This is a genomic window from Acidovorax sp. AC410 (assembly GCF_979253235.1).
In genome coordinates this window covers 1018470-1044113 of the sequence record NZ_CEEDCG010000001.1, presented here as the reverse complement: position 1 = coordinate 1044113, position 25644 = coordinate 1018470, and the positions used below count along the sequence as shown (strand labels likewise).

Annotated in this window: 25 protein-coding genes and 1 riboswitch; of the genes, 19 read left to right on the top strand and 6 right to left on the bottom strand. The window is 67.3% G+C overall.

The window, feature by feature from the left end:
* Nucleotides 1–100: 100 nt before the first annotated feature.
* The gene (locus tag AC0IZS_RS04780; protein ID WP_471634600.1) at nt 101–877 is read right to left on the bottom strand and encodes an SDR family oxidoreductase; all 777 of its coding nucleotides are present in this window, start codon (nt 875–877) and stop codon (nt 101–103) included.
* Nucleotides 878–951: 74 nt separating this feature from the next.
* Nucleotides 952–1602: a TetR/AcrR family transcriptional regulator gene (locus AC0IZS_RS04775; protein ID WP_471634599.1), complete on the bottom strand. Its 651-nt coding sequence runs from the start codon at nt 1600–1602 to the stop codon at nt 952–954.
* A 78-nt stretch (nt 1603–1680) separates the two neighbouring features.
* On the opposite strand from AC0IZS_RS04775, the gene AC0IZS_RS04770 reads away from it, so the two are divergent.
* The 6 genes from AC0IZS_RS04770 to AC0IZS_RS04745 all read left to right on the top strand — a co-directional run bounded on the left by AC0IZS_RS04770 (nt 1681) and on the right by AC0IZS_RS04745 (nt 7870).
* Entirely contained in the window at nt 1681–2772 is a 1092-nt protein-coding gene (locus AC0IZS_RS04770; RefSeq protein WP_471634598.1) for a DUF2855 family protein, read from the top strand.
* Nucleotides 2773–2808: 36 nt separating this feature from the next.
* Nucleotides 2809–2886, top strand: a riboswitch (S-adenosyl-L-homocysteine riboswitch).
* 74 nt (nt 2887–2960) lie between these two features.
* On the top strand, nt 2961–4397 hold the full coding sequence (gene ahcY, locus AC0IZS_RS04765; RefSeq protein WP_471634597.1) for an adenosylhomocysteinase: 1437 nt from the start codon (nt 2961–2963) through the stop codon (nt 4395–4397).
* Nucleotides 4398–4675: 278 nt separating this feature from the next.
* Nucleotides 4676–5677, top strand: coding sequence for a TlyA family RNA methyltransferase (locus AC0IZS_RS04760; protein ID WP_471634596.1), 1002 nt, complete (start codon nt 4676–4678; stop codon nt 5675–5677).
* Entirely contained in the window at nt 5674–6525 is an 852-nt protein-coding gene (gene metF / locus AC0IZS_RS04755; protein WP_471634595.1) for a methylenetetrahydrofolate reductase [NAD(P)H], read from the top strand. Before AC0IZS_RS04760 ends, metF begins: the two co-directional genes overlap by 4 nt.
* 51 nt (nt 6526–6576) lie before the next feature.
* A complete protein-coding gene (locus tag AC0IZS_RS04750; protein WP_471634594.1) occupies nt 6577–7188 on the top strand; it encodes a hypothetical protein in 612 nt (203 codons plus the stop codon).
* Nucleotides 7189–7264: 76 nt separating this feature from the next.
* Complete coding sequence (locus tag AC0IZS_RS04745) at nt 7265–7870, top strand: septal ring lytic transglycosylase RlpA family protein (RefSeq protein WP_471634593.1); 606 nt, start codon at nt 7265–7267, stop codon at nt 7868–7870.
* A 24-nt stretch (nt 7871–7894) separates the two neighbouring features.
* Here AC0IZS_RS04745 and AC0IZS_RS04740 read toward each other — a convergent pair whose 3' ends face one another.
* Nucleotides 7895–8782, bottom strand: a complete 888-nt coding sequence (locus tag AC0IZS_RS04740) for a 23S rRNA (adenine(2030)-N(6))-methyltransferase RlmJ (protein WP_471634592.1) — start codon at nt 8780–8782, stop codon at nt 7895–7897.
* Between the two features lie 296 nt (nt 8783–9078).
* Between AC0IZS_RS04740 and AC0IZS_RS04735 the strand changes: the two genes are divergently transcribed.
* From AC0IZS_RS04735 to mdtD, 7 genes are all read left to right on the top strand, one after another.
* A complete protein-coding gene (locus tag AC0IZS_RS04735) occupies nt 9079–10968 on the top strand; it encodes a serine/threonine protein kinase (protein WP_471634591.1) in 1890 nt (629 codons plus the stop codon).
* Nucleotides 10969–11170: 202 nt separating this feature from the next.
* A complete protein-coding gene (gene rplM / locus AC0IZS_RS04730) occupies nt 11171–11602 on the top strand; it encodes a 50S ribosomal protein L13 (protein WP_056414298.1) in 432 nt (143 codons plus the stop codon).
* 11 nt (nt 11603–11613) lie between these two features.
* Nucleotides 11614–12006, top strand: coding sequence for a 30S ribosomal protein S9 (gene rpsI, locus AC0IZS_RS04725; RefSeq protein ID WP_007856955.1), 393 nt, complete (start codon nt 11614–11616; stop codon nt 12004–12006).
* Between the two features lie 89 nt (nt 12007–12095).
* Nucleotides 12096–12809: a DUF6776 family protein gene (locus tag AC0IZS_RS04720; protein ID WP_471634590.1), complete on the top strand. Its 714-nt coding sequence runs from the start codon at nt 12096–12098 to the stop codon at nt 12807–12809.
* A gap of 135 nt (nt 12810–12944) precedes the next feature.
* The gene (locus tag AC0IZS_RS04715; protein ID WP_007856957.1) at nt 12945–13370 is read left to right on the top strand and encodes a bactofilin family protein; all 426 of its coding nucleotides are present in this window, start codon (nt 12945–12947) and stop codon (nt 13368–13370) included.
* Nucleotides 13371–13402: 32 nt separating this feature from the next.
* The gene (gene erpA, locus AC0IZS_RS04710) at nt 13403–13768 is read left to right on the top strand and encodes an iron-sulfur cluster insertion protein ErpA (protein ID WP_008907234.1); all 366 of its coding nucleotides are present in this window, start codon (nt 13403–13405) and stop codon (nt 13766–13768) included.
* Nucleotides 13769–13866: 98 nt separating this feature from the next.
* Nucleotides 13867–15288 carry a multidrug transporter subunit MdtD gene (gene mdtD / locus AC0IZS_RS04705; RefSeq protein ID WP_471634589.1) on the top strand — a complete coding sequence of 474 codons (1422 nt, stop codon included), beginning with the start codon at nt 13867–13869 and terminating at the stop codon, nt 15286–15288.
* Nucleotides 15289–15365: 77 nt separating this feature from the next.
* Here mdtD and AC0IZS_RS04700 read toward each other — a convergent pair whose 3' ends face one another.
* Nucleotides 15366–16514 carry an anhydro-N-acetylmuramic acid kinase gene (locus AC0IZS_RS04700; protein ID WP_471634588.1) on the bottom strand — a complete coding sequence of 383 codons (1149 nt, stop codon included), beginning with the start codon at nt 16512–16514 and terminating at the stop codon, nt 15366–15368.
* A 128-nt stretch (nt 16515–16642) separates the two neighbouring features.
* A complete protein-coding gene (locus AC0IZS_RS04695) occupies nt 16643–18001 on the bottom strand; it encodes a peptidoglycan DD-metalloendopeptidase family protein (RefSeq protein ID WP_471634587.1) in 1359 nt (452 codons plus the stop codon).
* Nucleotides 18002–18202: 201 nt separating this feature from the next.
* On the opposite strand from AC0IZS_RS04695, the gene tyrS reads away from it, so the two are divergent.
* On the top strand, nt 18203–19435 hold the full coding sequence (gene tyrS / locus AC0IZS_RS04690; RefSeq protein WP_471634586.1) for a tyrosine--tRNA ligase: 1233 nt from the start codon (nt 18203–18205) through the stop codon (nt 19433–19435).
* Nucleotides 19436–19603: 168 nt separating this feature from the next.
* Here the strand turns inward: tyrS and AC0IZS_RS04685 are convergent, their stop codons facing one another.
* On the bottom strand, nt 19604–20500 hold the full coding sequence (locus AC0IZS_RS04685; RefSeq protein ID WP_471634585.1) for a LysR substrate-binding domain-containing protein: 897 nt from the start codon (nt 20498–20500) through the stop codon (nt 19604–19606).
* Nucleotides 20501–20649: 149 nt separating this feature from the next.
* Here AC0IZS_RS04685 and AC0IZS_RS04680 point away from each other — a divergent pair, with 149 nt between their 5' ends.
* The 5 genes from AC0IZS_RS04680 to AC0IZS_RS04660 are packed head-to-tail and all read left to right on the top strand — an operon-like array spanning nt 20650 to nt 25603.
* Complete coding sequence (locus AC0IZS_RS04680) at nt 20650–21726, top strand: porin (protein ID WP_471634584.1); 1077 nt, start codon at nt 20650–20652, stop codon at nt 21724–21726.
* 23 nt (nt 21727–21749) lie between these two features.
* Complete coding sequence (locus AC0IZS_RS04675; protein ID WP_471634583.1) at nt 21750–22727, top strand: Bug family tripartite tricarboxylate transporter substrate binding protein; 978 nt, start codon at nt 21750–21752, stop codon at nt 22725–22727.
* A gap of 22 nt (nt 22728–22749) precedes the next feature.
* Nucleotides 22750–23568 (top strand): HpcH/HpaI aldolase family protein, encoded by an 819-nt coding sequence (locus AC0IZS_RS04670; protein WP_471634582.1) that lies wholly within the window; start codon nt 22750–22752, stop codon nt 23566–23568.
* Nucleotides 23569–23585: 17 nt separating this feature from the next.
* Nucleotides 23586–24470 (top strand): amidohydrolase family protein, encoded by an 885-nt coding sequence (locus AC0IZS_RS04665; protein WP_471634581.1) that lies wholly within the window; start codon nt 23586–23588, stop codon nt 24468–24470.
* Nucleotides 24467–25603, top strand: a complete 1137-nt coding sequence (locus AC0IZS_RS04660) for a hypothetical protein (protein ID WP_471634580.1) — start codon at nt 24467–24469, stop codon at nt 25601–25603. The genes AC0IZS_RS04665 and AC0IZS_RS04660 overlap by 4 nt, the downstream gene beginning before the upstream one ends.
* The last annotated feature ends 41 nt before the right edge of the window (nt 25604–25644 follow it).

The window sequence follows — 25644 nt, the reverse complement described above, 5'->3', positions numbered from 1 at the left end:
TGGGCAGCGCGCACGCTGCGGCAGTCGGTGGGGCGGCCCATGGGGCGCCCGGATCTGCCGATTTTACCGGGCCGGCGCCCGGTCCCCCTGCGGCCCTGCCTCAGGCCGTCTGTGCCTGGGTGTGGCGCGCATACATCTTCTGCATGCCGCCCAGCCAGCGCTCGTAGTCCTGGCCCTTGTTGCGGAAGTACTGCGCCACCTCGGGGTGGGGCAGCACCAGGAAGCGCCCGTCCTGCATGGCGGCCAGCACGTCGCCCGCCACCTGCTCGGGCGGCAGGATGCCGTCGTGCGAGGCCGAGCCGCCATCGCCCGTGACCATGGCGGTCTGCACCGACTGCGGGCACAGGCAGGCGACGCCCACGCCCTTGCGGCCATAGGCAATGCGCAGCCACTCGGCAAAGGCCACGGCCGCATGCTTGGTGACGGCATAGGGGGCGGATTCAACGATGGTCAGCAGCCCGGCGGCCGAGGCCGTGATGAGGAAGAAACCCTCGCCGCGCTCCACCATCTCGGGCACGACGGCGCGGGCCGCCCACACGTGGGCCATGCCGTGGATGTTCCACATGGCGTCCCACAGCGGGTCTTCGAGCTCGATGCCGCCCGGGCGACCCAGGATGCCGGCGTTGGAGATGTAGGCGTCCACGCGGCCGTAGCGCTCGCGCGTGGTGGCCACCAGGGCCTTTATATCGGCCTCGCGCGCAACGTCACAGCGCACGGCCAGGCCACCGATCTCGTCGGCCACGGCCTGGGCTGGGTCCAGGTGCAGGTCGGCCACGACCACGGCCCGGGCACCTTCCTGTGCAAAACGCCGCGCGATGCTGCGGCCGATGCCGCTGGCGCCGCCGGTGACGATGATGACCTTGTCCTTCGGGTCCATGGGGTGCTCCTTCTTCTGTGAGGGCGCCAGTGTGGAGTGCCAGGCCAAGCGCAGCAGCCGCGCAGGTGACAGGTTCAGCGCGGCGGGTCCGCCGCCTGCAGGATGGCCGCGCAGCACAACTGCTCCACGCCATCGGCCCATTGGCGCATCTGCACGGGGTCGAGCTGGAGCAGCAGCACATAGCGTCGCCCGCCCCAGGCCGAAAGGTGCAGTGCCTGTGCAAGCCCCAGCGCCAGTGGGCGGGGCAGATCGGTGCAGGCGGTGAACACACGGCCCCAGGCAGCGGCCAGTTCCTCGTGCGCGCGGCGGTGGTGGTGCGGCTCGGCCATGGCACTTTCCAGCGCCAGCATGTCGGGGTGGAAGGTCGGCAGCTCGGGCGCATCCACGCCGCAGACCAGGCGCACCAGGTGGTGGATGCGCTCCTCCCAGCGCAGATCGGCGGGCTGCACGGCCTCGCGGTCGATGGCGGCGAGCAGGGCTTCGAGGCAGTGGCGCACATAGCCCGAGAGCAGGGCGGTCTTGTTGGGGAAGTAGTCGTAGAGCGTGCCCACGGCGATGCCGGTTTCCAGCGCCACGTTGCGCGTGGTGAGCTTGTCCCAGCCGTCGCGCTGCCAAATCCGAACAAAGGCGTCGTAGATGGCCTGCACGGTGAAGCGGGCGCGGGCCTGGCGCGGCCTTTTCAAGGGCCTGGCAGCCGCTGCGGGGCTGGGTGGCCGGGCCTTCATCGGTTTCCGAACCCGCTGCAGGGCCGGGCGCCATACAGTGACCGCAGCGCATTTTCACACCCGACCCGGAGACACACCATGACCATGCAGACCCGCCTGTTGACCGACAAGAATGCATTGAATCACACCCGCACCGTGCAATTGCCCCTGGCGCCACTGCAGCCCGGCGAGGCCCTGCTGCGCGTGGACCGCGTGGCCGTGACGACGAACAACATCACCTACGCCGCCTTCGGCGATGCCATGAAGTACTGGGATTTCTTTCCCACCGGCGAGGCGGGCTGGGGCCACATGCCGGTGTGGGGCTTTGCCGAGGTGGTGGTGTCCGACGTCGCAGGCGTGGCCGTGGGCGAGCGCTTCTACGGCTACTGTCCGATTGCCAGCCATCTGCGCATGCAGCCCGTGCGCGTGACGGCGCGGGGCTTCTACGACGGAGCGGAGCACCGCCAGGGCCTCACCTCGGCCTACAACCAGTACACGCGCACCAGCGCCGATCCGGCCTACCGGGCCGAAGACGAAAACTACCAGATGCTGGTGCGGCCGCTGTTCATTACTTCGTTCATGCTGGCGGACTTCCTCTCGGACAACGCATTCTTTGGCGCGCAGCGGCTGGTGTTCTCCAGTGCATCCAGCAAGACGGCCTTCGGCACGGCGTTCTGCCTGCAGGGGCAGGAGGGCATCGAGCGGGTGGCCCTCACCTCAGAGCGCAACAGCGCCTTCGTGCAGAGTCTGGGCTGCTACGAGCGCACGGTGGTCTATGGCGAACTGGAGGCGCTGGATACGGCCGTGCCCACGCTGTATGTGGACTTTTCGGGCGACGAAGACCTGCGCGCGCGGGTACACCACCACCTGGGCGACGCGCTGGTCTACGACTGCTATGCGGGTTCGGCCCAGAACACGCATTTCCTGCGCGATACCGCCTTGCCCGGGCCGGCCCCGGCGTTCTACTTCGCGCCGGTGCAGATCCGAAAGCGCAATGCCGACTGGGGCCCGGAGGTGGTGAACCAGAAGTTCAACGCCGCGCAGCGCGCCTTCATCGACCGCATCAGCGATGCCCGCCAGCCCTGGATGCAGGTGCAGGAACACCAGGGCTTTGCGGCGGCGCAGACGCTGGTGGAAGACCTGCATGCCGGTCGCATCGATCCGCAATGGGGCCACGTCGTCGTTCTGTAGGCACCTGTGCCCGGGCCTTTTACTTATAATGCGCGCATCCGAGGAGCGTTGCAGCGTCCCCAGCACTGGCGGGGCGTGAGGCTCGGAGTCATCTAGCAACGACGCTCATCCACTTCTCGTGTGGTGAGCCTTCCGTCTCATCCCCGCGCTGAACGTGGTCTTTCAAACATGCTTTGGAGCACACCATCATGAACGCACGCGTCAACGCCCCGGTCGTCAACACCGACTGCATCATTGCCGACATCGGCCTGGCCGCCTGGGGCCGCAAAGAGATCCGCATCGCCGAAACGGAGATGCCCGGCCTGATGGCCATCCGCGAGGAATTCGCCGCCCAGCAGGCCTTGAAGGGTGCCCGCATCACCGGCAGTCTGCACATGACGATCCAGACCGCCGTGCTGATCGAGACGCTGCAGGCCCTGGGTGCCGACGTGCGCTGGGCTTCATGCAACATTTTCTCCACGCAGGACCATGCCGCTGCCGCCATTGCAGCCACCGGCACGCCGGTGTTCGCCATCAAGGGTGAAACCCTGGCCGAATACTGGGACTACACCCACCGCATCTTCGACTTCGGCCCCGCCGGCAGCGAAGGCGAAGGCCCCAACCTGATCCTGGACGACGGTGGCGATGCCACGCTGCTGATGCACCTGGGCCAGCGCGCCGAGAAGGACGCCTCGCTGCTGGACAACCCCACCAGCGAAGAAGAAACCTGCCTGTACGCCTCGATCAAGGCCAAGCTGGCCGTGGACCCGACCTGGTACACCCGCAAGAGCGCCCAGATCATCGGCGTGACCGAAGAGACCACCACGGGCGTACACCGCTTGAAGGAAATGTCGGCCAAGGGCACGCTGCTGTTCCGCGCGATCAACGTCAACGATTCGGTGACCAAGAGCAAGTTCGACAACCTGTACGGCTGCCGTGAGTCGCTGGTGGACGGCATCAAGCGCGCCACCGACGTGATGATCGCCGGCAAGGTGGCCTGCGTGGCCGGCTACGGCGACGTGGGCAAGGGCAGTGCCCAGGCCCTGCGCGCGCTGTCGGCCCAGGTCTGGGTGACCGAGATCGACCCCATCAACGCCCTGCAGGCGGCGATGGAAGGCTACAAGGTCGTGACCATGGAATATGCCGCCGACAAGGCCGACATCTTCGTCACCACCACCGGCAACAAGGACGTGATCACCCACGAGCACATGAAGGCCATGAAGGACCAGGCCATCGTCTGCAACATCGGCCACTTCGACAACGAGATCCAGGTCGCCACGCTCGAACAGTACGAGTGGGAAGAGATCAAGCCCCAGGTGGACCACGTGATCTTCCCGGACGGCAAGCGAATCATCCTGCTGGCCAAGGGCCGCTTGGTGAACCTGGGCTGCGGCACGGGCCACCCGAGCTTCGTGATGTCCAGCTCGTTTGCCAACCAGACCATCGCCCAGATCGAGCTGTTCATGCACAAGGACCGCTACGAGAACGGCCAGGTCTACGTGCTGCCCAAGCACCTGGACGAAAAGGTCGCACGCCTGCACCTGAAGAAGGTCGGCGCCATGCTGACCGAACTGTCCGACGAGCAGGCCGCCTACATCGGTGTGGCCAAGCAAGGCCCTTACAAGCCTGACACCTACCGCTACTGATCGGCTGCTGCCGCTGGCCGCTCTTGCCCGAAAGGGAAGGGCGCCGGTGGCGGTGAACGCCTTCGTGCCCTCTAGGAGCCTGTCGGACTTGGAAATCGTCGGCTGCAAATCGGCCGCAGCGGTCCATTTTTCACCGTCTTTTTGCCCCATAGCCTGGCTATGGGGCTGCAAATCCGGCAAAAACTGTCCTCGCTGAGGCCGATTTTCGCTTTCGACGCTCCAAGTCCGACAGCCTCCTAGGCCCTGAAATCCATTGCCCTCGGGTGAGAGAGTGACGCATGCGTGCAGATGTTTTTTTGGTGGAATTCGGCCACGCGACCACGCGGTCGCAGGCGCAGCGCCTGATCGCGGCCGGGGTCGAATGGCGCCTGTCGCCGCTGGCGCCCTGGCAGAAGGTGGCCAAGAACGGTGACGACATTCCATCGGTGGCCGAGGTGCGGCTGCTCGACGATGCCGAGGCGAAATACATCTCGCGCGGCGGCCTCAAGCTGGAGGGCGCGCTCGCGGCCACCAGGCTGTCCGTAGAGGGGCTGCGCTGTCTGGATGTGGGCCAGAGCAGCGGTGGCTTCACCGACTGCCTGCTGCAGCAGGGCGCGGCCCAGGTGATCGGCGTGGACGTGGGGCACGGCCAGTTGCACGAGCGTTTGCGCAATGACCTGCGCGTGGTGGCGGTGGAAGGGCTCAATGCCCGCTCGATGACGGCCGAGACGCTGCAGGAAGCCTGCGAGGAGGCCTTGTCCGAGCAGGTGGAAACCGATATCGACGACAACGACACCCAGCCCGTGGCGCCCTATGCCTGGATGCGCAACGGAGGCGAGGTGGACGACGGATACGACGACAGCGACGATGCCAGGGAGCAGGACGTGGAAGCCTTCAAGGCCGAGCGCGCCGCCAAGGTCCGTGCGCGGGCCGAAGGCACCGTGCGCACGGTGCGCCGCCGCAAGGCCGGCCTGGAGCAGGTGGACATCACGCCCATGTTCGATCTGGTCACCGGTGACCTGTCCTTCATCTCGCTCACCCTCGTGCTGCCCGCGCTGGTGCCGCTGCTGGCGCCGGGTGGGCAGTTGCTGATGCTGGTCAAGCCGCAGTTCGAACTGCAGCCCGGGCAGGTGGGCAAGGGCGGCATCGTGCGCGACGAATCCCTGCACGCGGTGGTTGAGCAGCGCATCCTCGACTGCTGTGCCGGCCTGGGCCTTGCGGTGCAGGCCTGGCTGGACAGCCCCATCAGCGGCGGCGACGGCAACCGCGAATTCTTTGTTTTTGCGAGGAGGGCCGCATGAGTGCAGCCAAGGCACAGGCCACCGGCTTTCCGGTGAGCCTCGAATTCTTTCCGCCCAAGACGCCTGCGGGTGCCGACAAGCTGCGTGCCGAGCGCCAGCACCTGTATGCGTTGAGCCCCGAGTTCTGCTCCGTCACCTACGGTGCTGGCGGCTCCACCCAGGAAGGCACTTTCGGCACGGTGCGCGAGATCCTGGCCGAAGGCGTGCCCGCAGCCTCGCATTTTTCGTGCATCGGCGCCACGCGCGAATCGGTGCGTGAGGAGCTGGCACAGCTCAAGGCCATGGGTGTCAAGCGCCTGGTGGCGCTGCGCGGCGATCTGCCCAGCGGCTATGGCGCGGGCGGCGAGTTCCATTATGCGAGCGACCTCGTGGCCTTCATCCGGGAGGAGACGGGGCGCGACTTCCACATCGAAGTGGCCGCCTACCCCGAGGTGCATCCCCAGGCCAAATCCCCTGAAGCCGACCTCAAGGCCTACCTGGCCAAGGTGCGGGCGGGTGCGGACGCGGCCATCACCCAGTACTTCTACAACGCGGACTCCTATTTCCGCTTCGTGGACGACGTGCAACGCCTGGGCGCCAGCATTCCGGTGGTGCCCGGCATCATGCCGATCACCAGCTCCACCCAGCTCATGCGCTTCTCGGATGCCTGCGGCGCCGAGATACCGCGCTGGATCCGCCTGCGCCTGCAGGCGTTCGGCGACGATACGGCCAGCATCAAGTCCTTCGGCCTCGATGTGGTGACGGATTTGTGCGACCGGCTGCGCAGCGAGGGCGTGCCGGCACTGCACTTCTACACCATGAACCAGAGCGCTGCGACGCTCGAAATTTGCCGCCGCCTGGTGCTTTAACCGCGTCCGACGGTAATATTCATACCCTTTGTTTCATTTTTCTGGTGCGCCATGAAGGTTGTATTTGCCGTGATGCTGGTCCTGCTGGGGGGCTTGGGGGCGTCGAGCGCGGGGGCGCAGACGCGCTACCACTGCCGCGATGCCAATGGGAACAACTACTCGCTGTCCCGTCCCTGCCTGGAGGGCAGCACCACCCGGACCATTGAAGCCGGTCCCGCGCAGTCGTCGTACTCCTACAGCCAGCCCTCCCGCTCCACCGTGGTGCGCACGGCGCCCGATGTGCCGGACCACTACAGCTACATGAGCGGGCGCTGCCGCGCGCTGGACGAAAACATCCGCAACGCCTATTCGCGCAAGATCGCGCCCGATGTGGTGCAGGGCATGCGCAGTGAATACCGCCGCGACTGCGCCCAGGAGGAGCAGGACGCTTCCGATCGCTTTTACCAGGAGCGGCGCGCCGGGGACAGGCAGCGCCGCGATGAAGAGAAATCCGCCCAGATGGCGGCCCAGTCGGCCCGTGACATGGATGCCCGCCAAGCCCAGCAGTGCGCTGAATCGCAGCGCATCCTGAACAGCAAGAAGGCCCGTACCGACCTCACCGAGGGGGAGCGGGCCGACCTCAAGCGCTTTGAAGAGGCGTTTCTTGCGCGCTGCAAGCGCTGACTTTTTGCGAGGAATCGCTTGCGCGCTGGTGGCTTGGCTGCTGTGGTGGCCGGCTGCATGGGGTGAGGAAGCGGGTTTGCGCCTGGATGGCGCCACGGGCAGCGACCTGCGGGTGCCACCGGACCCCGCCGAGACCCTGCCACTGCGCCCCGGAACCGTGGGGTCGCAGGGGCTGGCGCGCCCCAGCCTGTCGGCGGATGCGGCCGACATGGATGCCGATGAAGACGACGACACCCTCGGCGCGGACGAGGGCTCGCTGGAAACGGGCCTGGCCTCCTGGTACGGCCAGCGCTTTCATCGGCGGCGCACTGCCAGTGGCGAACTGTTCGACATGAATGCCATGACGGCGGCGCACCGCACGCTGGCCTTCGGCACCCGCATCTGTGTGCGGGACCGGGAGACGGGCAAGGGCGTGGTGGTGCGGATCAACGACCGGGGCCCGCACGTGGCCAACCGCATCGTGGACCTGAGCCGTGGAGCGGCCTTGGCCCTGGGGGTGCAAGGGGGGCTCAAGGCGGTGGATGTGTTCCCTGTGGGGGGCGAGGCCGTCACCTGCCCACCCGCTCCCCTCGATAACCTCCCCCAGCGCTTTTCGCTGCCAGCGGCCCGTGAGGCGCAGGCACCAGCGGCCAGTGGTCGCCGCAGCCGTGCGGTTGCGCCGCGCCTGCTGCGGTCCCCCTGAGCGTTCCGAGCGCCTGCGTCCTGGCTATCCGCCGGACTCCAGCGTGTGGGTGGCGTTCCGGTCCTGCGCCAGCAGCTCGGTCATCTGGGGCAGGGCTTCCTTGAGCGCGGCCTTGAGCGTGAAGGGTGGGTTGATCAGGAACATGCCGCTGGCCGGCAGGCCGGGGCGCTTGACGTCCCCGGCGGCATTTTCGGTGATCTTGCTGGACTTGACGGTCAGTGTGGCATGCAACCAGCTTTTGCCCGCCTTGGTGGCCAGGGTCTTCAAGCGGCGTGGCAGGTCATGGGCTTCCGGGCGCGGGATGATCGGGTACCAGAACGCATAGGTGCCGGTGGCAAAGCGCTTGAGCGAATCCGCCGCCATGTCGAGCACCTTGCCGTAGTCGTTCTTCATCTCGTAGCTGGGGTCGCACAGTACCAGCGCGCGCCGGGCCGGCGGGGGCAGGAATTTCTTGATGCCCTCGAATCCGTCCTCGTGCAGCACGGCCACCTGGCGGCCCGCTTCCAGCTGGGCCACGTTGCCGGCCAGCGCGCGCAGGTCGGTCGGGTGCAGCTCGAACAGCTTGAGCTTGTCATGGTCGCGCAGCAGGCGCTGGATGATGAAGGGCGAGCCCGGGTAGACGCGCGTGGCCGCGCCCTGGTTGAAGGCGCGCACCATGTCCACATAGGCTTGCAGCGCGGGTTGGAGCGCAGGCGCATCGGGCGCGACCAGCCGGGCGATGCCGTCGGCCGACTCGGCGCTGGTGTTGGCGTAGTCGCCATCGAGCCGGTACAGGCCTGCACCCGCATGGGTGTCCAGCACGGTCAGGGCCGCGTCTTTTTCGGTAAGGTGCTGCAAAGTGGCAATCAGCACCGTGTGCTTGAGCACATCGGCGTGGTTGCCTGCATGGAAGGCGTGGCGGTAACTGAACATGCCCCAATGGTAACGAGTGTCGGCGCCTGGGCCGATATTTCGGAGGCTGTGGCCCGATCAGACTGCGCCGCACCCGTCAATCAGGGCTTTCAGCCGCCACAGGTGGCACGGACAATGCAGGACAGGGCAGAATTGCGTGCTGGGAGGTTCCTGCGTGACGTTTTTGGCAGATAGGTGGCTTTTTGTTTCAATGCCATCGGCTGTCATGCATCATGATCGCTGGTGCCGCGGACGGCCTCTTGCAGCAGTTTCCTGACCGCCGTCCCCCCGGCAACTCCGCCCAGCTTTTTCGCACAATGACCGAAACCTCCGCTCCTGCTCCTGCCAGTGCCGTCAGCCATGTCGATGCGCTGCCGCCTGGAACGCGGCTGGCCGAGTTCGAAATCCTGGCGTTGCTGGGCGTGGGCGGCTTCGGCATGGTCTACAAGGCCTTCGACCATTCGTTGCACCGGGCGGTGGCGATCAAGGAGTACATGCCGTCGGCGCTGGCCGGGCGTGCGCAGGGGCAATCGCTGTGGGTGCGTTCGTCGTCCGACCAGCAGACCTTCCACGCCGGCCTCGAATCGTTCGTGGGCGAAGCCCGCCTGCTGGCCCAGTTCGACCACCCCTCGCTGGTCAAGGTGTTCCGCTTCTGGGAGGCCAACAACACCGCCTACATGGTCATGCCCCTGTACTCGGGCATGACCTTCAAGCAGGCGCGCGCCCAGATGCGCACGCCGCCCACCGAGGAGTGGCTGCGCAAGCTGCTGTGGTCGGTGCTCGGGGCCTTGCGCGTGCTGCACGACGGCAAGACCCTGCACCGCGACATCTCGCCCGACAACATCTTCCTGCAGGACAGCGGCCCTCCCGTGCTGCTGGACCTGGGCGCTGCGCGCCACGCGATCAACGACAAGGACCACAAGCACACAGCCGTGCTCAAGGTGAACTACGCGCCCATCGAGCAGTATTCCGAAGGCGACGACGACCTGCGCCAGGGGCCCTGGAGCGACCTGTACTCGCTGGCCGCGGTGGTGCATGGCTGCCTGTGCAACGACACGCCCCTGCCGGCCACGCTGCGCTCCATCAAGGACCGCATGGTGCCGTTCTCGCGGGTGGCAAAGACTGTCAAGAAGCAATTGGGTGTCGAGTATTCGCCGGCGTTCGTGGCCGCGGTCTCGCAGGCGCTATCGCTCAAGCCGGAAGACCGGCCCCAGAGCATCGATGCCTTCTTGCAACTGATGGAGATGACCGCCCCGCCGGAGGGCGTGGAGCATTTCGACTTCCGCGCCGATCTGGGCGACATCTGGGTGGAGCCTGCCGATCAGCCCGGTCCGGGCCTGCTGATCCCGACGGTGGATGTGACGGCAGCCCCTGCCATCGTGGCCGAAATCGCCGCCCAGACGAACAAGGCGCTGGAGGCGGCGGGCGGGGACGCTGCTGCCGATGGATACCCCGATACCGTGCAAAGGGGCGTGGCCGACACCGTCTTCATGGACCCGGCGGACACAGAGGTCATGGTGACTGCCGACCATGACCGCAAGGCGGTGCGCCATGGCCGCGGTGAGTCCAGTGGTGCCGCTGGCCGGGTGCGCGCGGCCTTGACCGAATCCGAGCGGGCCGCCGCCGCCCTGTCGGCGCGTGCCGAACGACCCGCGAGGCGGATGCCGGTGTGGCTGGTGCTCGGCGTGGCCGGGCTGGCCGTGGCGGCTGCCGGGGTCTGGTGGTCGCAGGGCCGTGGCCAGGGCGCTCCCGCAGACGACATCATCACCGAGATGGCCGAACCAGCGTCCGCGGCGTCCGAGGCGGTGGCCGTTGTGGTGCCGGCATCGGAGCCCGCACCGGTGGTGGCCAGCGCGTCCCCGGATGCCACGCCGGGGGCCACCGCCGACACCGCGTCGGCTCCCATGGTCGCCAAGCCCGCCCCGAAACCGAAGCGCGCCGTGGCTTCCGAGCCGGCGCCCGCACCCGTCGTGGTCCATGAGGAGCCACCACCACCGCCCCCCCCACCGCCGCCAGTGGAGCGCCCCCGTCCCGCGCCGGTGCGCGTGCCATCGCCCCAGGAGGCGTGCGCCGACTCCAGCTTCCTGGCGCGACCCATGTGCATCCACAACGAGTGCCAGAAGCCGTCCCAGATGGGATCCGCCATCTGTGTGGAAAACAAGCGCCGCTACGAGGCCGAAGAGGCGCGCCGCCGCCAGTCGCCCTGAGGAGAACCGCCCGGCGCTCGGGGACAAGCGTGGTTTTCGCAAGGCATGGCTTGCGCCCGATGCCCGGTAATTCGTATAATCGAGGGCTTCGCAGCGCTTTTGTGGTCCCGCGGCGAAGATCAAGTGCCACCTAAGAGGCTTCCTTCAGAGAAGCACCGACCGTGGAAAAGGACCCGCCAAACCCTCTTTTGAAGAGAAACTCATGACTACTACTTTCAGCGCCAAGCCCGCTGAGGTCGTGCACGAGTGGTTTGTGATTGACGCGACCGACAAGGTCCTCGGACGAGTAGCCAGCGAAGTTGCTCTCCGTTTGCGCGGCAAACACAAGGCCATTTACACGCCTCACGTCGACACCGGTGACTTCATCGTCATCATCAACGCCGCCCAGCTCAAGGTCACCGGCACCAAGTCCCTGGACAAGGTGTACTACCGCCACTCGGGTTACCCCGGCGGTATCACGGCCACGAACTTCCGCGACATGCAAGCCAAGCACCCTGGCCGCGCGCTGGAAAAGGCTGTCAAAGGCATGCTGCCCAAGGGTCCCCTTGGCTACGCGATGATCAAGAAACTCAAGGTGTATGGCGGTGCAGAGCATCCCCACACCGCCCAGCAGCCCAAGGCTCTGGAAATCTAAGGAGCCTTGAGATGATTGGTGAATGGAACAATGGCACCGGCCGTCGCAAGTCCAGCGTCGCCCGCGTGTTTCTGAAAAAAGGCACTGGCAAGATCACGGTGAACGGCAAGGACATCCAGTCCTACTTCGGCCGCGAAACCTCGATCATGATCGCCAAGCAGCCCCTCGCACTGACCAACCATGTCGAAACCTTCGACATCCAGATCAATGTGCATGGTGGTGGTGAATCCGGCCAGGCTGGCGCTGCCCGCCACGGCATCACCCGCGCCCTGATCGACTACGACGCGACGCTCAAGCCCGCACTGAGCCAAGCCGGCTTCGTGACGCGCGATGCCCGCGAAGTGGAACGTAAGAAGGTCGGTCTGCACTCTGCACGCCGCGCCAAGCAGTTCTCCAAGCGTTAAGCCTGGGCTGCCTTGCAAAAAAACCGCCTTCGGGCGGTTTTTTCGTTTAAGGTGCGCTCTTCGTTTTCGAGCACCCGTTTCCGCCTCCCATGCGTTTGCGCCTTCTTCGCCGCCGGCTGACCATCAGCGCCCCCCGTGTGGCCATCCGCAGTGCCATGCCCTGGCCTGTGCGCTGGCTGCTGCTGGCGGTGGTCTTCGGCTTGTGCGCCGCCGTGGCGCTGTGGGCCTTCGAGTTCGGCAAGTCCATCGCGGGGCTCGATTCCGGCGCCCGCGAGGAACTGGTGCGCTTGCGTGGCGAGGTGGCGCGTCTGGTGGAGGAAACCCAGCGCCAGCATGCCGTCTCGCAGACGGCCGAGAGCATCCTCACGGCCGACCGGGCCACGCTGCAGACCCTGATGGCCCAGGTGCGGCAGCTCGAGGCCGAGAACCGCACGCTGCGTGAAGACCTCGGATTCTTCGAGCGGCTCATCCCGGCGGGTTCGACGGAGGGTGTCGCCATCCGTGGCCTGCATGCCGAAATCGTGGGGGGCATGCAGTTGCGCTGGCAGGTGCTGGTGATCCAGGCCGCGCGCAATGTCCCCGAATTCAACGGCAAGCTGGAACTGGTGCTGGCGGGCACGCAGGACGGCAAACCCTGGACCCAGGCATTTCCCCAGGGCGCGGCCCTGCAGCTGCGCCAGTACCGGCGGCTGGAGGGGATGTTGACCCTGCCGCCCGATGCCGTGGTAAAAACCGTGACCGCGCGGGTGCTGGACGGCAGCAACCTGCGCACCTCCCAGACCATGGCCCTGGCGGCTGAGTAGCCGCAGCCCGCCGCCACCTTGTGCGCACTGCGGGCACGAAGCCAGGGCCTTGCCTTTCTTTTTTGATGCGGATGGACCGCCTGCCGACGCCTCTGGCGCGTGCAGGCCGCCGTCCCTGACCCAGGAGTTTTGCCCATGTTTTCGCGAAAGAAGCAGCCCCCGATCAAGAGCCTGGTGGCCCATGGCACCCGTATCGACGGCAACGTGCTGTTCGGCGAGGGGATGCGCATCGACGGCGAGGTGGTGGGCGACATCCGCTCGGGCACCGAGCAGCCCAGCATCCTGGTGATTTCCGAGTCGGCCCGGGTCGAGGGCGCGGTGCATGCCGACCATGTGATCGTCAACGGCTCGGTGACCGGGCCGGTGCATGCTGCCGAGCTGCTGGAGCTGCAGCCCAAGGCACGCATCACCGGCAACGTGCACTACAAGGCGCTGGAGATGCACCAGGGCGCCATGATCACGGGCCAGATGTGCCCGCTGGCGGTGGTGGCCGACGAAAAGCCCCCACTGCAGTTGTCGTCAAAGCCGGCAGCCCCTGAATCCCCGACTGCTTTGCAGTAGTATTGGCCCCAAACCTGATAACGGAGCCCCCCATGAGCGCAGTTGCCGAGAACATCCAGACCGAAATGCCCGCCCCCATCCTGTTCACCGACAGTGCGGCAGCGAAGGTGGCGGATCTGATCGCGGAAGAAGGCAATCCGGACCTCAAGCTGCGCGTCTTCGTGCAGGGTGGCGGCTGCTCGGGCTTCCAGTACGGCTTCACCTTCGATGAAATCACGAACGAAGACGACACCACCATGACCAAAAATGGCGTGTCGCTGCTGATTGACGCCATGAGCTACCAGTACCTGGTGGGTGCCGAGATCGACTACAAGGAAGACCTGCAGGGCGCCCAGTTCGTGATCAAGAACCCCAACGCCACGACCACCTGCGGCTGCGGCTCCAGCTTCTCCGCCTGAGGACGCCAGGTCGTGCCCACGGCCCCGGTGACCACAGCAAGCCGCCTTCGGGCGGCTTTTCATTTGGGGCCTTCTCTTTTTCCTTAGCCGGCTGTCGCATGCAACCAGAACAATCGCGCAAGGTCCTGCTGTGGCTGGTGGCCATCGGCTTCTTCATGCAGACGCTGGACGCCACCATCGTCAACACCGCACTGCCGGCCATGGCGCGCAGTCTGGGCGAAAGCCCGCTGCAGATGCAGTCGGTGGTGGTGGCCTATTCGCTGGCCATGGCCATGCTGATCCCGGCGTCGGGTTGGCTGGCTGACCGTTTCGGTTCGCGCCGCGTCTTCCTTTCGGCCATCGTGCTGTTCGTGCTGGGTTCGGTGTGCTGTGCCATGGCCCAGAACCTTGCCCAGCTGGTGACGGCGCGCGTGGTGCAGGGCCTGGGTGGGGCGCTGCTGATGCCCGTGGGCCGCCTGGTGGTGCTGCGCACCTTTCCGCGCGAGCAGTTCCTGCAGGCGATGAGCTTCGTGGCCATCCCGGGGCTCATCGGCCCGCTGATCGGCCCCACGCTGGGCGGCTGGCTGGTGGAGGCGGCATCCTGGCACTGGATCTTCCTGATCAACGTGCCGGTGGGGTTGGTGGGCTGCGTCGCCACGCTGCGCTTCATGCCCGGCGAGCCTGTGACCTTCGTGCCCCGTTTCGACCTGGCGGGGTATCTGATGCTGGCCTTCGGCATGGTGTCGCTGTCGCTGGCGCTGGACGGCCTGGCGAGCATGGGGCTGCGCCAGGCCAGCGTGCTGGTGCTGATGGTCTTCGGTCTGGCCAGCCTGGTGGCCTACTGGTTGCACGCTGCGCGCCGTGCCGATCCGCTGTTCTCGCCGCAGCTGTTTTCCGTCGACACGCTGCGCATCGGCCTGCTGGGCAACCTGTTCTCGCGCCTGGGCAGCTCCTGCATGCCCTTCCTGATCCCGCTGCTGCTGCAGGTCACCATGGGCTATTCGCCGATGCAGGCCGGCATGATGATGCTGCCCGTGGCGATTGCCGGCATGTCCATGAAGCGCTTCACCACGCCGCTGATCACGCGCTTCGGCTACCGGCAGGTGCTGGTGGGCAATACCCTGCTGGTGGGCCTGACCATGGCCAGCTTTGGCCTGGCCGATCCATCCCAGCCGCTGTGGGCGCGCGTGCTGCAGTTGGCGGTCTTCGGTGCGGTGAACTCTCTGCAGTTCACGGCCATGAACACGGTGACCCTCAAGGACCTGGACCACGCCACGGCCAGCAGCGGCAACAGCCTGCTGTCCATGGTGCAGATGGTCGCCATGGGCATGGGCGTGGCGGCTGCGGGCGCGGTGCTGGCGGCCTTCACCGCCTTCTTCCAGCCACCAGGCGCGGTGCACACGCTTTCGGCCTTCCAGGCCACGTTTGCCTGCATGGGGCTGATGACGGTGGCGTCGGCCGGCATCTTCTGGCAGTTGTCGCCCGAGGACCGGGCCAGCAGCAAGGCGGCGACCACGGCCGACGCCGCAGACCACGGCTGATACGAATTTGCCTTCAACCGTCTAACTTCGTTGGTCCGCCTTGCCGTGCTAGAGCGAATGCAAATTCGTATGAGGGGCTATGCCGGGTAGAGGGCGCCCAGGATGCGCCCGCCGGCAGCGCCTGTCACGCTGGCCAGGTTGCCCGGCTCGCCGAGCATGGCCTGGCGTGCCAGCCAGGCGAAGGCGGCTGCCTCTACCTGCAGGGCGGGCAGGCCCAGCGCATCGGTGGCGACGGCCTGCAGGGCAGGGCAGGCAACCTGCAGCCGGGCCATCAGGTGGGCATTGAGCGCGCCGCCGCCGCAGACCGCCAGGGTCCTGGCGTCCGCCGCATGGCGCCTGGCATCGTCGGCGCAGGCCTGCGCCGTGAACTCCGTGAGCGTGGTCTGCACGTCCTGGGGGGCCGCGCCCTGGAAAGCCTCCAGGCGGCTGGCCAGCCAGGCGGGGTTGAACAGGTCCCGCCCCGTGCTCTTGGGCGGTGGCTTGTGCAGGAAGGGTTCCTGGCGCAGCAGGGCCAGCAGTTCGGGCAGCACCTGGCCGCCGGCGGCCCAGGCGCCTGCGGCGTCGAACGCCTGGCCGGTGTGCAACTGGCACCAGTGGTCCATCAGCGCATTGCCGGGGCCGCAATCGAAGCCCCGTACCTGGCCGTCAGCGCCCAGCACGCTGAGGTTGGAGATGCCGCCGATGTTGAGCACCAGCACGGTTTCGCCCTCGCGGCCGAACACGCCCCGGTGGAAGGCCGGCACCAACGGTGCGCCCTGGCCGCCGGCCGCCACGTCGCGGCTGCGAAAATCCGCCACCACGGCGATGCCCGTGCGCTCGGCCAGCAGGGCGGGGCTGTTCAGTTGCAGGGTGTAGCCGGTGCCATCGAACTCCTGCGGGCGGTGGCGCACGGTCTGGCCGTGGGCGCCGATCGCGCGGATGGCCTGGGGCGCCAGCCCGCTGCGTTCCAGCAGGGTCTGCACCACGCCGGCATAGGCGCGGGCCAGGGCATTGCCCGCCAGGGCAGCGCGGTGCAGCTCATCGCTGCCAGGGGTGTTGAGGGCCAGAAGTTCTGCGCGCAGCCCGGGCGCGAAAGGGGCGCTGGCATGGTGGGTCACCACCATGCGGTCACCCGCGAAATCCGCCAGCACCCCGTCGATCCCGTCGAGGGAGGTGCCGGACATCAGGCCGATGTACAGCTCCGAAGTCGATGCGGTAAGTGTTGTGGTTGAGCGCTCGATCAACATGGCACTATGGTATGCACGCAATCCATGGGACTGGCAGGCACAAGGCCAGGGCCGCCGCGCAAGGGCCGCCCCGCCGCGCTGGCGGCGTCCCCTTGGGGGGAAGGCGCGAAGCGACTCAGGGAGGTCCCTTACTCAGCGCTGGCTTGCTCGATGGAGGCAGCGGCCGAGAGCTGGATGCGCATCGCGGAAGCCAGGCGGTCGAAGGCGGGGCGACCGGCCTTCGACACCGGTGCCGCGGCTTCGCTCGCGGCCACGATGGTCTGTGGATCCTGGTGCTGGCCGTTCACACGGAATTCAAAGTGCAGATGCGGGCCGGTGGCCCAGCCCGTGGAACCCACGGCGCCCAGGGTCTGGCCCTGTTCAACCGACTGGCCCTGGCGCACGTCGATGCGACTCAGGTGGGCATACACGGTGACGTGCTGGTTGCGGTGCTTGATGAAGACCACGTTGCCAAAGCCGTTCTGCACGCCGGAGAACTCCACCACGCCGTCACCCACGGTGCGCACGGGCGTGCCCGTGGGGGCAGCGAAATCGGTGCCCAGGTGGGCGCGCCAGGTCTTCAGGATGGGGTGCATGCGCATCTTGAAGCCGCTGGTCACGCGCGAGAACTCCACGGGGGAGGTCAGGTAGGCGCGGCGCATGCTTTCGCCGTCCAGCGTGTAGTAGGCGCCCTTGGAAGCGTTGGCTTCCTGGAACCAGATGGCCTGGTGGGTCTTGTTGTTGTTGACGAACTCGGCGCTGAGCACGCGGCCGCTGCTCAGCGGCTCGCCGTCGGCTTCCAGGGTTTCGTAGACCACCGAGAAGCGGTCGCCCTTGCGCAGCGAGCGGCGAAAATCGATGTTGCCCGAGAACAGCTCGGCCATCTGCACGGCCACGGCGTCGGGGATGTTGGAGGCATCGGTCGCGGCGAACAGCGAGCTGTTGATCACGCCGCCGGAGAGGCGGCTGCTGGTCGTCAGTTTGGCGGTCTCTACGCGCGAGCTGAATTTCTCGCCCGTGCGCTCCACGATCAGGCGGCGGAAGTTGCCGCTGTCGTCAGGCACCCAGCGGGCGGTCAGGCGCACCAGGCGGTGGTCGTCGGTGGTCTCGGCCGACACGATGCGGCCGGTGCGGCCCAGCATGTTCTGTCGGACAGTATTGTCACCACGCAGGAAGGCGGCGGCGGCCGGATCGGCCACACCCATGCGCTGCAGCAGCGATTCGGGGGTGTCGCTGCTGCGCACCTGCTCGGAGCGGAACAGCGAGAAGCCGGGCGCATCGAGCTGGCCCAGCACCAGGTTCTCGGCCAGCGACTCCACCGGGTAGTTCACCATGCGCACCGGCATATCGGCCGGATCGGGGGCAAACGAGGCCACGGCAAACGCGCCGCCGCCGCCCGTGAGCAGCAGTGCTGCGATGGCGGCGGTAATGCGTTTGGGGTGTTGTTGGATGCTCTGGGACAGTCGGTCTAGCAAAGCCGCGCTGGCGGTGGTCAAGCCGTGAATCAAAGGTCTATCCCCAGTGTGAGAGTGATCTCCTGGCACTTCCCCGGTGTGAATACGGGGCAAGGCAAGGCGCACAGACTGTCTGTTTGCAGCGATTCGACAGAGCCCAGGGCGGGTCGAAACAGCGGGCCCATTAGAATCCGCCTCTGCAATGTGGGCTGGAGTATAGCGGTGCGCGCTGTATAGACATCCCAAAAAACCCTTATGAATCAATCTGCTGTTACAACGATGCCGGTTTCCGATGGTGTAGGACAAGCGCTTGAAATTTCGCTGCGCGGCGTGCAGGAGCTGCTGCCGCAGGACGAATGGGTCAAGAAGCTGGCGCGCTCGGAGGCCACCGGGACGCCTTTGCGCATCAAGCTGGGCCTGGACCCCACGGCCCCAGACATCCACATCGGCCACACCGTGGTGCTCAACAAGATGCGGCAATTGCAAGATCTGGGCCACCAGGTGATCTTCCTGATCGGGGATTTCACCAGCCTGATCGGCGACCCTTCGGGCCGCAACAGCACGCGCCCGCCGCTCACGCCCGAGCAGATCAAGGCCAACGCCGAGACCTACTACCGCCAGGCCAGCCTGGTGCTGGACCCTGCCCGCACCGAGATCCGCTACAACAGCGAGTGGAGCGAGCCCCTGGGCGCCAGCGGCATGATCCAGCTGGCAGCCAGGTACACGGTGGCGCGCATGATGGAGCGCGACGACTTCCACAAGCGTTTCACCACCGGCCAGTCCATTGCGGTGCATGAGTTCCTGTACCCGCTGATGCAGGGCTACGACTCCGTGGCCTTGAAGAGCGACCTGGAGCTCGGTGGCACGGACCAGAAATTCAACCTGCTCATGGGCCGCCACCTGCAGCAGGAATATGGCCAGGAGCCACAGTGTGTGCTCACCATGCCGCTGCTGGTGGGGCTGGACGGCGTGGACAAGATGTCCAAGTCCAAGAACAACTACATCGGCATCTCCGAAGAGCCCAACACCATGTTCGCCAAGGTGCTGTCGATCTCCGACACGCTGATGTGGGACTGGTTCACGCTGCTGTCCTTCCAGTCGCTGGCGCAGATCGCCGCGCTCAAGGCCGAGGTGGCGGGCGGACGCAACCCCAAGGACGCCAAGGTCATGCTGGCCAAGGAGATCACCACGCGCTTTCACAGTGCGGCGGCGGCCGAGGCGGCCGAACAGGACTTCCACAACCGCAGCAAGGGCGGCGTGCCCGACGAGATCCCCGAGGTCAGCCTGTCCGGCGCTCCGCTGGGCATCGGTGCATTGCTCAAGGGGGCCAACCTGGCCCCTTCCAGCAGCGAGGCCGGCCGCCTGATCGATGGCGGCGGCGTGCGCGTGGATGGCAGCGTGGTCAGCGACAAGGGCCTCAAGCTCGGCGCGGGCACCTACGTGGTGCAGGTCGGCAAGCGCAAGTTCGCACGCGTAAATTTGGGCTAACCCCCTGAGTCGCTTCGCGCCTTCCCCCTCAGGGGGACGCCCCCAGCGCGGCGGGGCGGCCCTTGCGCGGGGGCACTGGCTTGGATCGCTTCGGTTTCAGAGGTAATGGGCCTGTGAATCGTTGTGGAAAGCACTCTGGCCTGTCTGTCGGCAAGAGGTCTTTCCCGTTCATGCTGCGCTGGCCACGGTGCGCAAGGTGGCCAGCATGGCCAGAGTGTGCGGGTCGGTTTCGGCCGTGCGGTAGGCCAGGTACAGGGTGGACGCCGCGTCCTGCTCCGTGATCGGCTTGTAGTCCACCCCTTCGAGGCCGATGCAGCGCGTGTCCTGCGGCACGATGGCGATGCCCAGGCCGGCAGCGACCAGGCCGATCATGAAGGCGGGCTCGCGCGCTTCGCGCACCACACGGGGGCGAAAGCCGGCCTGGGCGCACAGCTGCATCACCGGCCAGTACAGGCCAATGCCGGCATCGCGCGGGTAGGTGATCAGGGCCTCGTGGCGCAGGTCGGCCATGCGGACCGCATCCTGGCGGGCCAGCGCATGCCCTTCGGGGACCGCAGCCACCAGCGGTGCGCGGTACCACTGCTCCAGATGCACACCCTCGGGCGGGCGCATGTCGGGCTTGCGCAGAATGCCCACGTCCAGCACGCGCTCGTACAGCGCGCCCAGTTGCGCCACGGAGGCCATTTCCTGCAGGTCGATCTCCACATGGGCATGGCCCTGCCCAAAGCCGCGCAGCGCACGCGGCAGGCGCTCGGTGAACATGGCCGAGGCCGTGACCCCGAGCGCCACGCGCCCGAAGATGCCGGCCGAGGCGCTGCGCGCGGCCTCGGTAGCGTCCTGGGCGGCGGCGAGGATGGCGCGGGCGCGCACCAGGAACTCCTTGCCCGCCTGGGTCAGGAACACCCGGCGGGTGTCGCGCACGAACAGTTCAGCCCCGATCTCCTCCTCGAGCGCTCGGATCTGCGTGCTCAGCGGCGGCTGGGCGATGTGCAGCCTGAGGGCCGCGCGCGTGAAGTTGAGCTCTTCGGCAACGGCCACGAAGTAGCGCAGATGGCGCATTTCCATGCAGGGGCTCCGGTGGATTGGGGGAGATTAATACTTTTTTAGTACTGATTTTCATCCAAAAACAGTATTTCCGGATATTGATGCGGATCCCTAGCATCCATCCTGTCGTCGCCCGAAGCGGTGCGGCCACATAAAAACAGGAGACAAGCTTGAAACATCACCCGCCATCCGCCCGGCCTGCCCGCGCGTTCCCCGCCATCCCCTCGCGCGCCATCTGGGCGCTGGTCGCCGGCTTGGCCGCCTGCACCTGCGGCACCGCCCATGCGCAAAGCGGCGTGACCATCTTCGGCACGCTGGACCTCAATCTCACCCATGCCAAGGCCGGCGGTGCCTCGGCCACCACCATGTCCTCGGGCGGCAACCTGGTGCCCAGCCGGCTGGGGTTTCGCGGCACCGAGGACCTGGGAGGCGGCCTCGCGGCCAGTTTCTGGCTCGAGGCGCAGTTGCTGCCCGACTCGGGTGCGCTGGAGGGCTCGGCCCTGTTCCACCGCCGCTCCACGGTGAGCCTGTCCAGCACCACCTGGGGCGAGGTGCGCCTGGGCCGCGACTACGCGCCCACGTTCTGGAACGTTTCCCAGTTCGCGCCGTTCGGCACCGTGGGCGTCGGCGGCTCGGCCAACATCATCGAGGGCTGGCCCTTTGGCACGGGCGGGGCGCGCACCTTCGTGCGCTCGGCCAATTCGCTCGGCTACCTGCTGCCGCGCAACCTCGGCGGCGTCTATGGCCAAGTGATGGTGGCGGCAGCCGAGGGCGCCGATGGCGCGCGCTACACCGGTGCCCGCCTCGGTTATGCCGCCGGCCCGGTGGACGTGGCCGTGGCCTACGGCGAAACTCCGGCCAAGGGGCAGACCAGCAAGGTGGCCAACATCGGCGGTTCGTACAACTTCGGCGTGGTCAAGGCCATGGGTTACTGGCTGGACCAGCGCGCGCAGGGCTCCAAGCACTCGAACTGGCTGCTGGGCGCCACGGTGCCGGTCGGGGACGTGGGCACCGTGCGCCTGTCGGTGGCCGAGGCCAAGGCGCGCGGTGCCGCAGTGGCGGGCGACGGCGCGCGCCAGATCGCCGTGGGCTATGTGCATGCGCTGAGCAAGCGCACGGCGCTGTACACGGCGTATTCGCGCATCACCAACCGGGGCAGCGCAGCCTTCATGACCAGCGAGGCCCCCGAGGCCTCGCCGGGAGGCAATGCCTCGGGCCTGCAGTTCGGCATTTCGCACAACTTCTGACCGTGGCACCAGGAATCCCCAGCATGCACAAGCGCAACACCCTTCTTCGCCTCCTCGCTGCCGCGGCTGCCCTGGCCTGCGCGGGCCCCGGCCATGCCCAGTCCACGCCGGACTGGCCCAATGGACCGGTGCGCCTGGTCACGCCCACCCCGGTCGGCGTCGGCTCCGATGCCTTCGCCCGCCTGTACGCCGACCGCCTGTCCAAGCTGCTCTCGGCCGCCGTGGTGGTCGAGAACCGCCCGGGTGCTTCCAGCACCCTGGGCACCGATGCGGTGGCCAAGGCCACGCCCAACGGGCAGACCTTTCTGTTTTCCACCAGCCTGCCCATCACCACGGTGCCGCACCTGATGGCCAAGCTGCCCTACCACCCCGAGAAGGACCTGATGCCTGTGGCAGCGCTGTTCCGCGGCGGCTCGTTCGTGGTGGCCAGCCAGTCGTTCACCGGCAAGTCGCTGCGCGACATGGTGGCCATCGCCAAGCAAAAGCCCGGCAGCCTCAACTACGCCACCTACGGGCCTGCGAGCACGGCCAACCTGGGGATGGAGCTGCTGCAGGATGCGGCAGGCATCGACATGGTGCAGATCGCCTACAAGCAAAGCGCCATGCCCGACCTGATGAGCGGCCAGCTCGACGTGGGCTGGGAGCCGGCCTCGTCGGCCCTGCCCAACATCCGCTCGGGCAAGCTGCGCGCGCTGGCCTACACCGGCGACAAGCGCAGCGCCACCCAGCCCGACGTGCCCACGCTGTCCGAGCTGTACCCGGGCCTTGAGCTGTTCACCTGGATCGGCATCTGGGCGCCGGCTGGCACGCCCCCAGGGGTCATCGAGCGCATGCGCAAGGCGCTGGAGGCCGCCTCCAAGGACCCGCAGATCGTCAATGCCCTGCACGAGACCGGCAACGAGGTGCTGAACCTGACGCCTGCACAGATGCAGGCCAACATCGCGCGCGAGTCGCAGTCGATGGAGCGCCTGATCAAGGCCAAGAAGATCGTCATCAACTGAAAGCAAGAGAGAGTCCGCGCCCATGTCCGCCCACCACCTTCCACCCCTGTCTCCTGCCGCAGGCGCCCCCTGGCTGATCGACCGGCTCACCAGCGGTCACCCCGTGGCCGCCTTCGGCGTGCGCGGGGCGCGCACGCCCGAGATCGCCCGCCTGGCCAAGGCCAGCGGCCATGAAGTGATCTGGGTGGACCTGGAGCACAGCACCATGCCCATCGACGTGGCCGGGCAGATCTGCGCCTGCGCGCTGGACATCGGCATCATGCCGCTGGTGCGCGTGCCCGAGCGCGAGTACGGCGTGATCGGGCGCCTGCTCGACGCGGGGGCCATGGGCATCATCGCGCCGCGCGTGGAGACGGCCGCGCAGGCGGCGGACATTGTGGCCGCCTGCCGCTTCCCGCCCCACGGCCACCGTTCTGCCATAGCCACGCTGCCCCTGGTGCAGTACCGCCGCATGCCGGCCGACGCCCTGTACCGCACCGCCGACCAGGCCACGCTGGTCAAGGTGCTGGTCGAAAGCCCGCTGGGCATCCGCAACATCGCCGAGATCGCGGCCGTGCCCGGCGTGGACCTGGTGGCCATCGGCACCAACGACCTGAGTGCCGAACTGGGCGTGCCCGGTGACTTTCGCCACCCCACGGTGCGCGCAGCGCACGAGTCGGCCCTGGCCGCCTGCCGCGCGGCCGGCAAGCCCCTGGCCATCGGCGGCATCAGCGACGCGGCCTACAGCGCCGAGCTGGTGCGCCTGGGCGCGGCGCCGCTGCTCATGACGGCCATCGACACCGATCTTCTCCTGGCCGCCGCGCAAGCCCGCGTGGCGCAGGCTTTTGCAACCCTCTCCTGACTGAATGGCTTCGATCCATGGCTTCCGAGATCCTCGTTCCCACCCCCACCCGCGATGCGGACACCCTGTCGCGCCCCGCCTTTGCCATGCCGGCCGGTGCCTGCGACAGCCATGTGCATGTCTTCGGCCCCGTGGACCGCTACCCCCACGTGGCGCAACCCCACTACACCCTGCCCGACGGACCGGCGCCGCTGCTGGACCGCATGGCGCGCGGCCTGGGCCTGGACCGCTTCGCCATCGTCCAGCCCAGCTTCTACGGCACCGACAACTCCTGCATGCTCGACGCCCTCGATGAACTGGGCGCACGGGCCCGCGGCGTGGCCATGGTCGAAGAAGCCGTGGACGACGAAGCCCTGCAGGCCATGCACCAGCGCGGCGTGCGCGCCCTGCGGCTCGATCTGTTCCTGCGTGCGCAGTGGCCCATTGCGCGCATCGTCGACTACATCCAGCGCAGCGCCGAGCGCGTGCGGCCCTGGGGCTGGCACCTGCAGTTCTACACCCCCGGCACCGTGGTGCGCGACCTGATTCCGGCCATGCCGGACATCGCCTCGGACTTCGTGATCGACCACATGGGCTACATGCTGGAGAGCGATGGCCTCACGCGCACCGACTTCGATCGCCTGATCGCCGCCGTGGCCGGCGGGCGCGGCTGGATGAAGCTGTCGGGCCCCTACCGCATCGCCAAGGACGGCAACTACGCGCGCCTGCTGCCGTATGCCCAGGCCATCGTCGATGCGCTGCCCGAGCGCACCATCTGGGGCAGCGACTGGCCCCACATCCCGAATGGGCAGATGGACACCGGTGCCTTGCTGAACCTGCTGGGCGAATGGGTGCCCGAAGAATCTCGCCGCAACCGCATCCTGAGCGACAACCCGGCCCGCCTTTACGATTTCCAGCCATGAACCAGCCTGCCCCGACCGCCACGCCTGCCGCCGACATGGCCCTGCGCGAAGTCCAGCGCCTGCCCACCAGCGCTGCGCGCGCCGTGGAGCCCTTCACCATCGATGGCGCGCAGTACCTGGCGGTTGCCCAACTGTCCGTGGACATTCCCGGTACCGCCCCCGGCATGGGCGCAGGCGACAGTGACGTGGATCTGCTGGTCTACCGCTGGGAGGCCACGGGCTTCGCCGCATTCCAGCGCCTGCCCGTGCCGGGTGGCGAGGACGCCGAATTCTTCACGCTCGACGGGCGCCATTTCCTGGCCACGGCCAGCCTGCGCAGCGGCCATGGGCCCTACGACATGTCGCCGCCCTCGGTGATCTACGAGTTTGTGAACGGCCGTTTCGAGCCCTTCCAGCAGATCGTGGGCACGGCGGCCAAGCAGTGGCATTTCTTCAGCGTACAGGGGCGGCATTTCCTGGCGCTGGCGCAAGGGGCGGCAGGCCATGGTGTGCCCGTGCAGGCGTCGGCGCAGTCATGCATCTTCGAGTGGAATGGCGAAACCTTCGTGCCGTTTCAGACCGTCGAATCCGCCTGGGGCTACAACTGGCTGGCCTTCGAGGTGCAGGGCCGCACGCTGCTGGCCTATGCCGACCATATTGCGCCCTCGCGCCTGCTGGTCTGGAGCGGCACGGCGTTCGAGACGCTGCAGGTGCTCGATGGCGGCAGCGGCCGGGCTTTCTGCCACTTCCGCGCATCGGGTGCCGACTGGCTGGTGTTTGCCAACCTGCTGGGCGAGACCTGGCTGCTGCGCTGGAACGGCGCGCAGTTCGCGCCCTACCAGCAACTGAGCGGCCCGGGCGGGCGCGAGTTCGCGTGGCTCCCCGCCCGGCAGGGCGCCGATGGCGGCCACCTGGTGCAGGTCAACTTCATCCATGGCAGCCGCGAGGCACCCATCCCGGGGCTGCGGTCGGTCATCTACCGCTGGCAGGGCGATGGCCTGGAAGCCGTCCATTCGTTCGATACCTCGGGCGGAACCGATGCGGCGGCATTCACGGTGGGCGGCGTACCGTACCTGGCCGTGGCCAACAGCCTGAGCGGCGCGCTGCATTTCCGCACCGACAGCTGCATCTACCAAATCCTGCTGCCTGGCTGAAAGCCGGTTCCAGCGCCGGGTTCGCCAGTCCGCTCCACCAC

Coding starts and splice junctions, on each gene's coding strand:
- AC0IZS_RS04780 (WP_471634600.1), bottom strand. CDS start 877: ATGGACCCGAAGGACAAGGTCATCATCGTCACCGGCGGCGCCAGCGGC.
- AC0IZS_RS04775 (WP_471634599.1), bottom strand. CDS start 1,602: ATGAAGGCCCGGCCACCCAGCCCCGCAGCGGCTGCCAGGCCCTTGAAA.
- AC0IZS_RS04770 (WP_471634598.1), top strand. CDS start 1,681: ATGACCATGCAGACCCGCCTGTTGACCGACAAGAATGCATTGAATCAC.
- ahcY (WP_471634597.1), top strand. CDS start 2,961: ATGAACGCACGCGTCAACGCCCCGGTCGTCAACACCGACTGCATCATT.
- AC0IZS_RS04760 (WP_471634596.1), top strand. CDS start 4,676: ATGCGTGCAGATGTTTTTTTGGTGGAATTCGGCCACGCGACCACGCGG.
- metF (WP_471634595.1), top strand. CDS start 5,674: ATGAGTGCAGCCAAGGCACAGGCCACCGGCTTTCCGGTGAGCCTCGAA.
- AC0IZS_RS04750 (WP_471634594.1), top strand. CDS start 6,577: ATGAAGGTTGTATTTGCCGTGATGCTGGTCCTGCTGGGGGGCTTGGGG.
- AC0IZS_RS04740 (WP_471634592.1), bottom strand. CDS start 8,782: ATGTTCAGTTACCGCCACGCCTTCCATGCAGGCAACCACGCCGATGTG.
- AC0IZS_RS04735 (WP_471634591.1), top strand. CDS start 9,079: ATGACCGAAACCTCCGCTCCTGCTCCTGCCAGTGCCGTCAGCCATGTC.
- rplM (WP_056414298.1), top strand. CDS start 11,171: ATGACTACTACTTTCAGCGCCAAGCCCGCTGAGGTCGTGCACGAGTGG.
- rpsI (WP_007856955.1), top strand. CDS start 11,614: ATGATTGGTGAATGGAACAATGGCACCGGCCGTCGCAAGTCCAGCGTC.
- AC0IZS_RS04720 (WP_471634590.1), top strand. CDS start 12,096: ATGCGTTTGCGCCTTCTTCGCCGCCGGCTGACCATCAGCGCCCCCCGT.
- AC0IZS_RS04715 (WP_007856957.1), top strand. CDS start 12,945: ATGTTTTCGCGAAAGAAGCAGCCCCCGATCAAGAGCCTGGTGGCCCAT.
- erpA (WP_008907234.1), top strand. CDS start 13,403: ATGAGCGCAGTTGCCGAGAACATCCAGACCGAAATGCCCGCCCCCATC.
- mdtD (WP_471634589.1), top strand. CDS start 13,867: ATGCAACCAGAACAATCGCGCAAGGTCCTGCTGTGGCTGGTGGCCATC.
- AC0IZS_RS04700 (WP_471634588.1), bottom strand. CDS start 16,514: ATGTTGATCGAGCGCTCAACCACAACACTTACCGCATCGACTTCGGAG.
- tyrS (WP_471634586.1), top strand. CDS start 18,203: ATGAATCAATCTGCTGTTACAACGATGCCGGTTTCCGATGGTGTAGGA.
- AC0IZS_RS04685 (WP_471634585.1), bottom strand. CDS start 20,500: ATGGAAATGCGCCATCTGCGCTACTTCGTGGCCGTTGCCGAAGAGCTC.
- AC0IZS_RS04675 (WP_471634583.1), top strand. CDS start 21,750: ATGCACAAGCGCAACACCCTTCTTCGCCTCCTCGCTGCCGCGGCTGCC.
- AC0IZS_RS04670 (WP_471634582.1), top strand. CDS start 22,750: ATGTCCGCCCACCACCTTCCACCCCTGTCTCCTGCCGCAGGCGCCCCC.
- AC0IZS_RS04665 (WP_471634581.1), top strand. CDS start 23,586: ATGGCTTCCGAGATCCTCGTTCCCACCCCCACCCGCGATGCGGACACC.
- AC0IZS_RS04660 (WP_471634580.1), top strand. CDS start 24,467: ATGAACCAGCCTGCCCCGACCGCCACGCCTGCCGCCGACATGGCCCTG.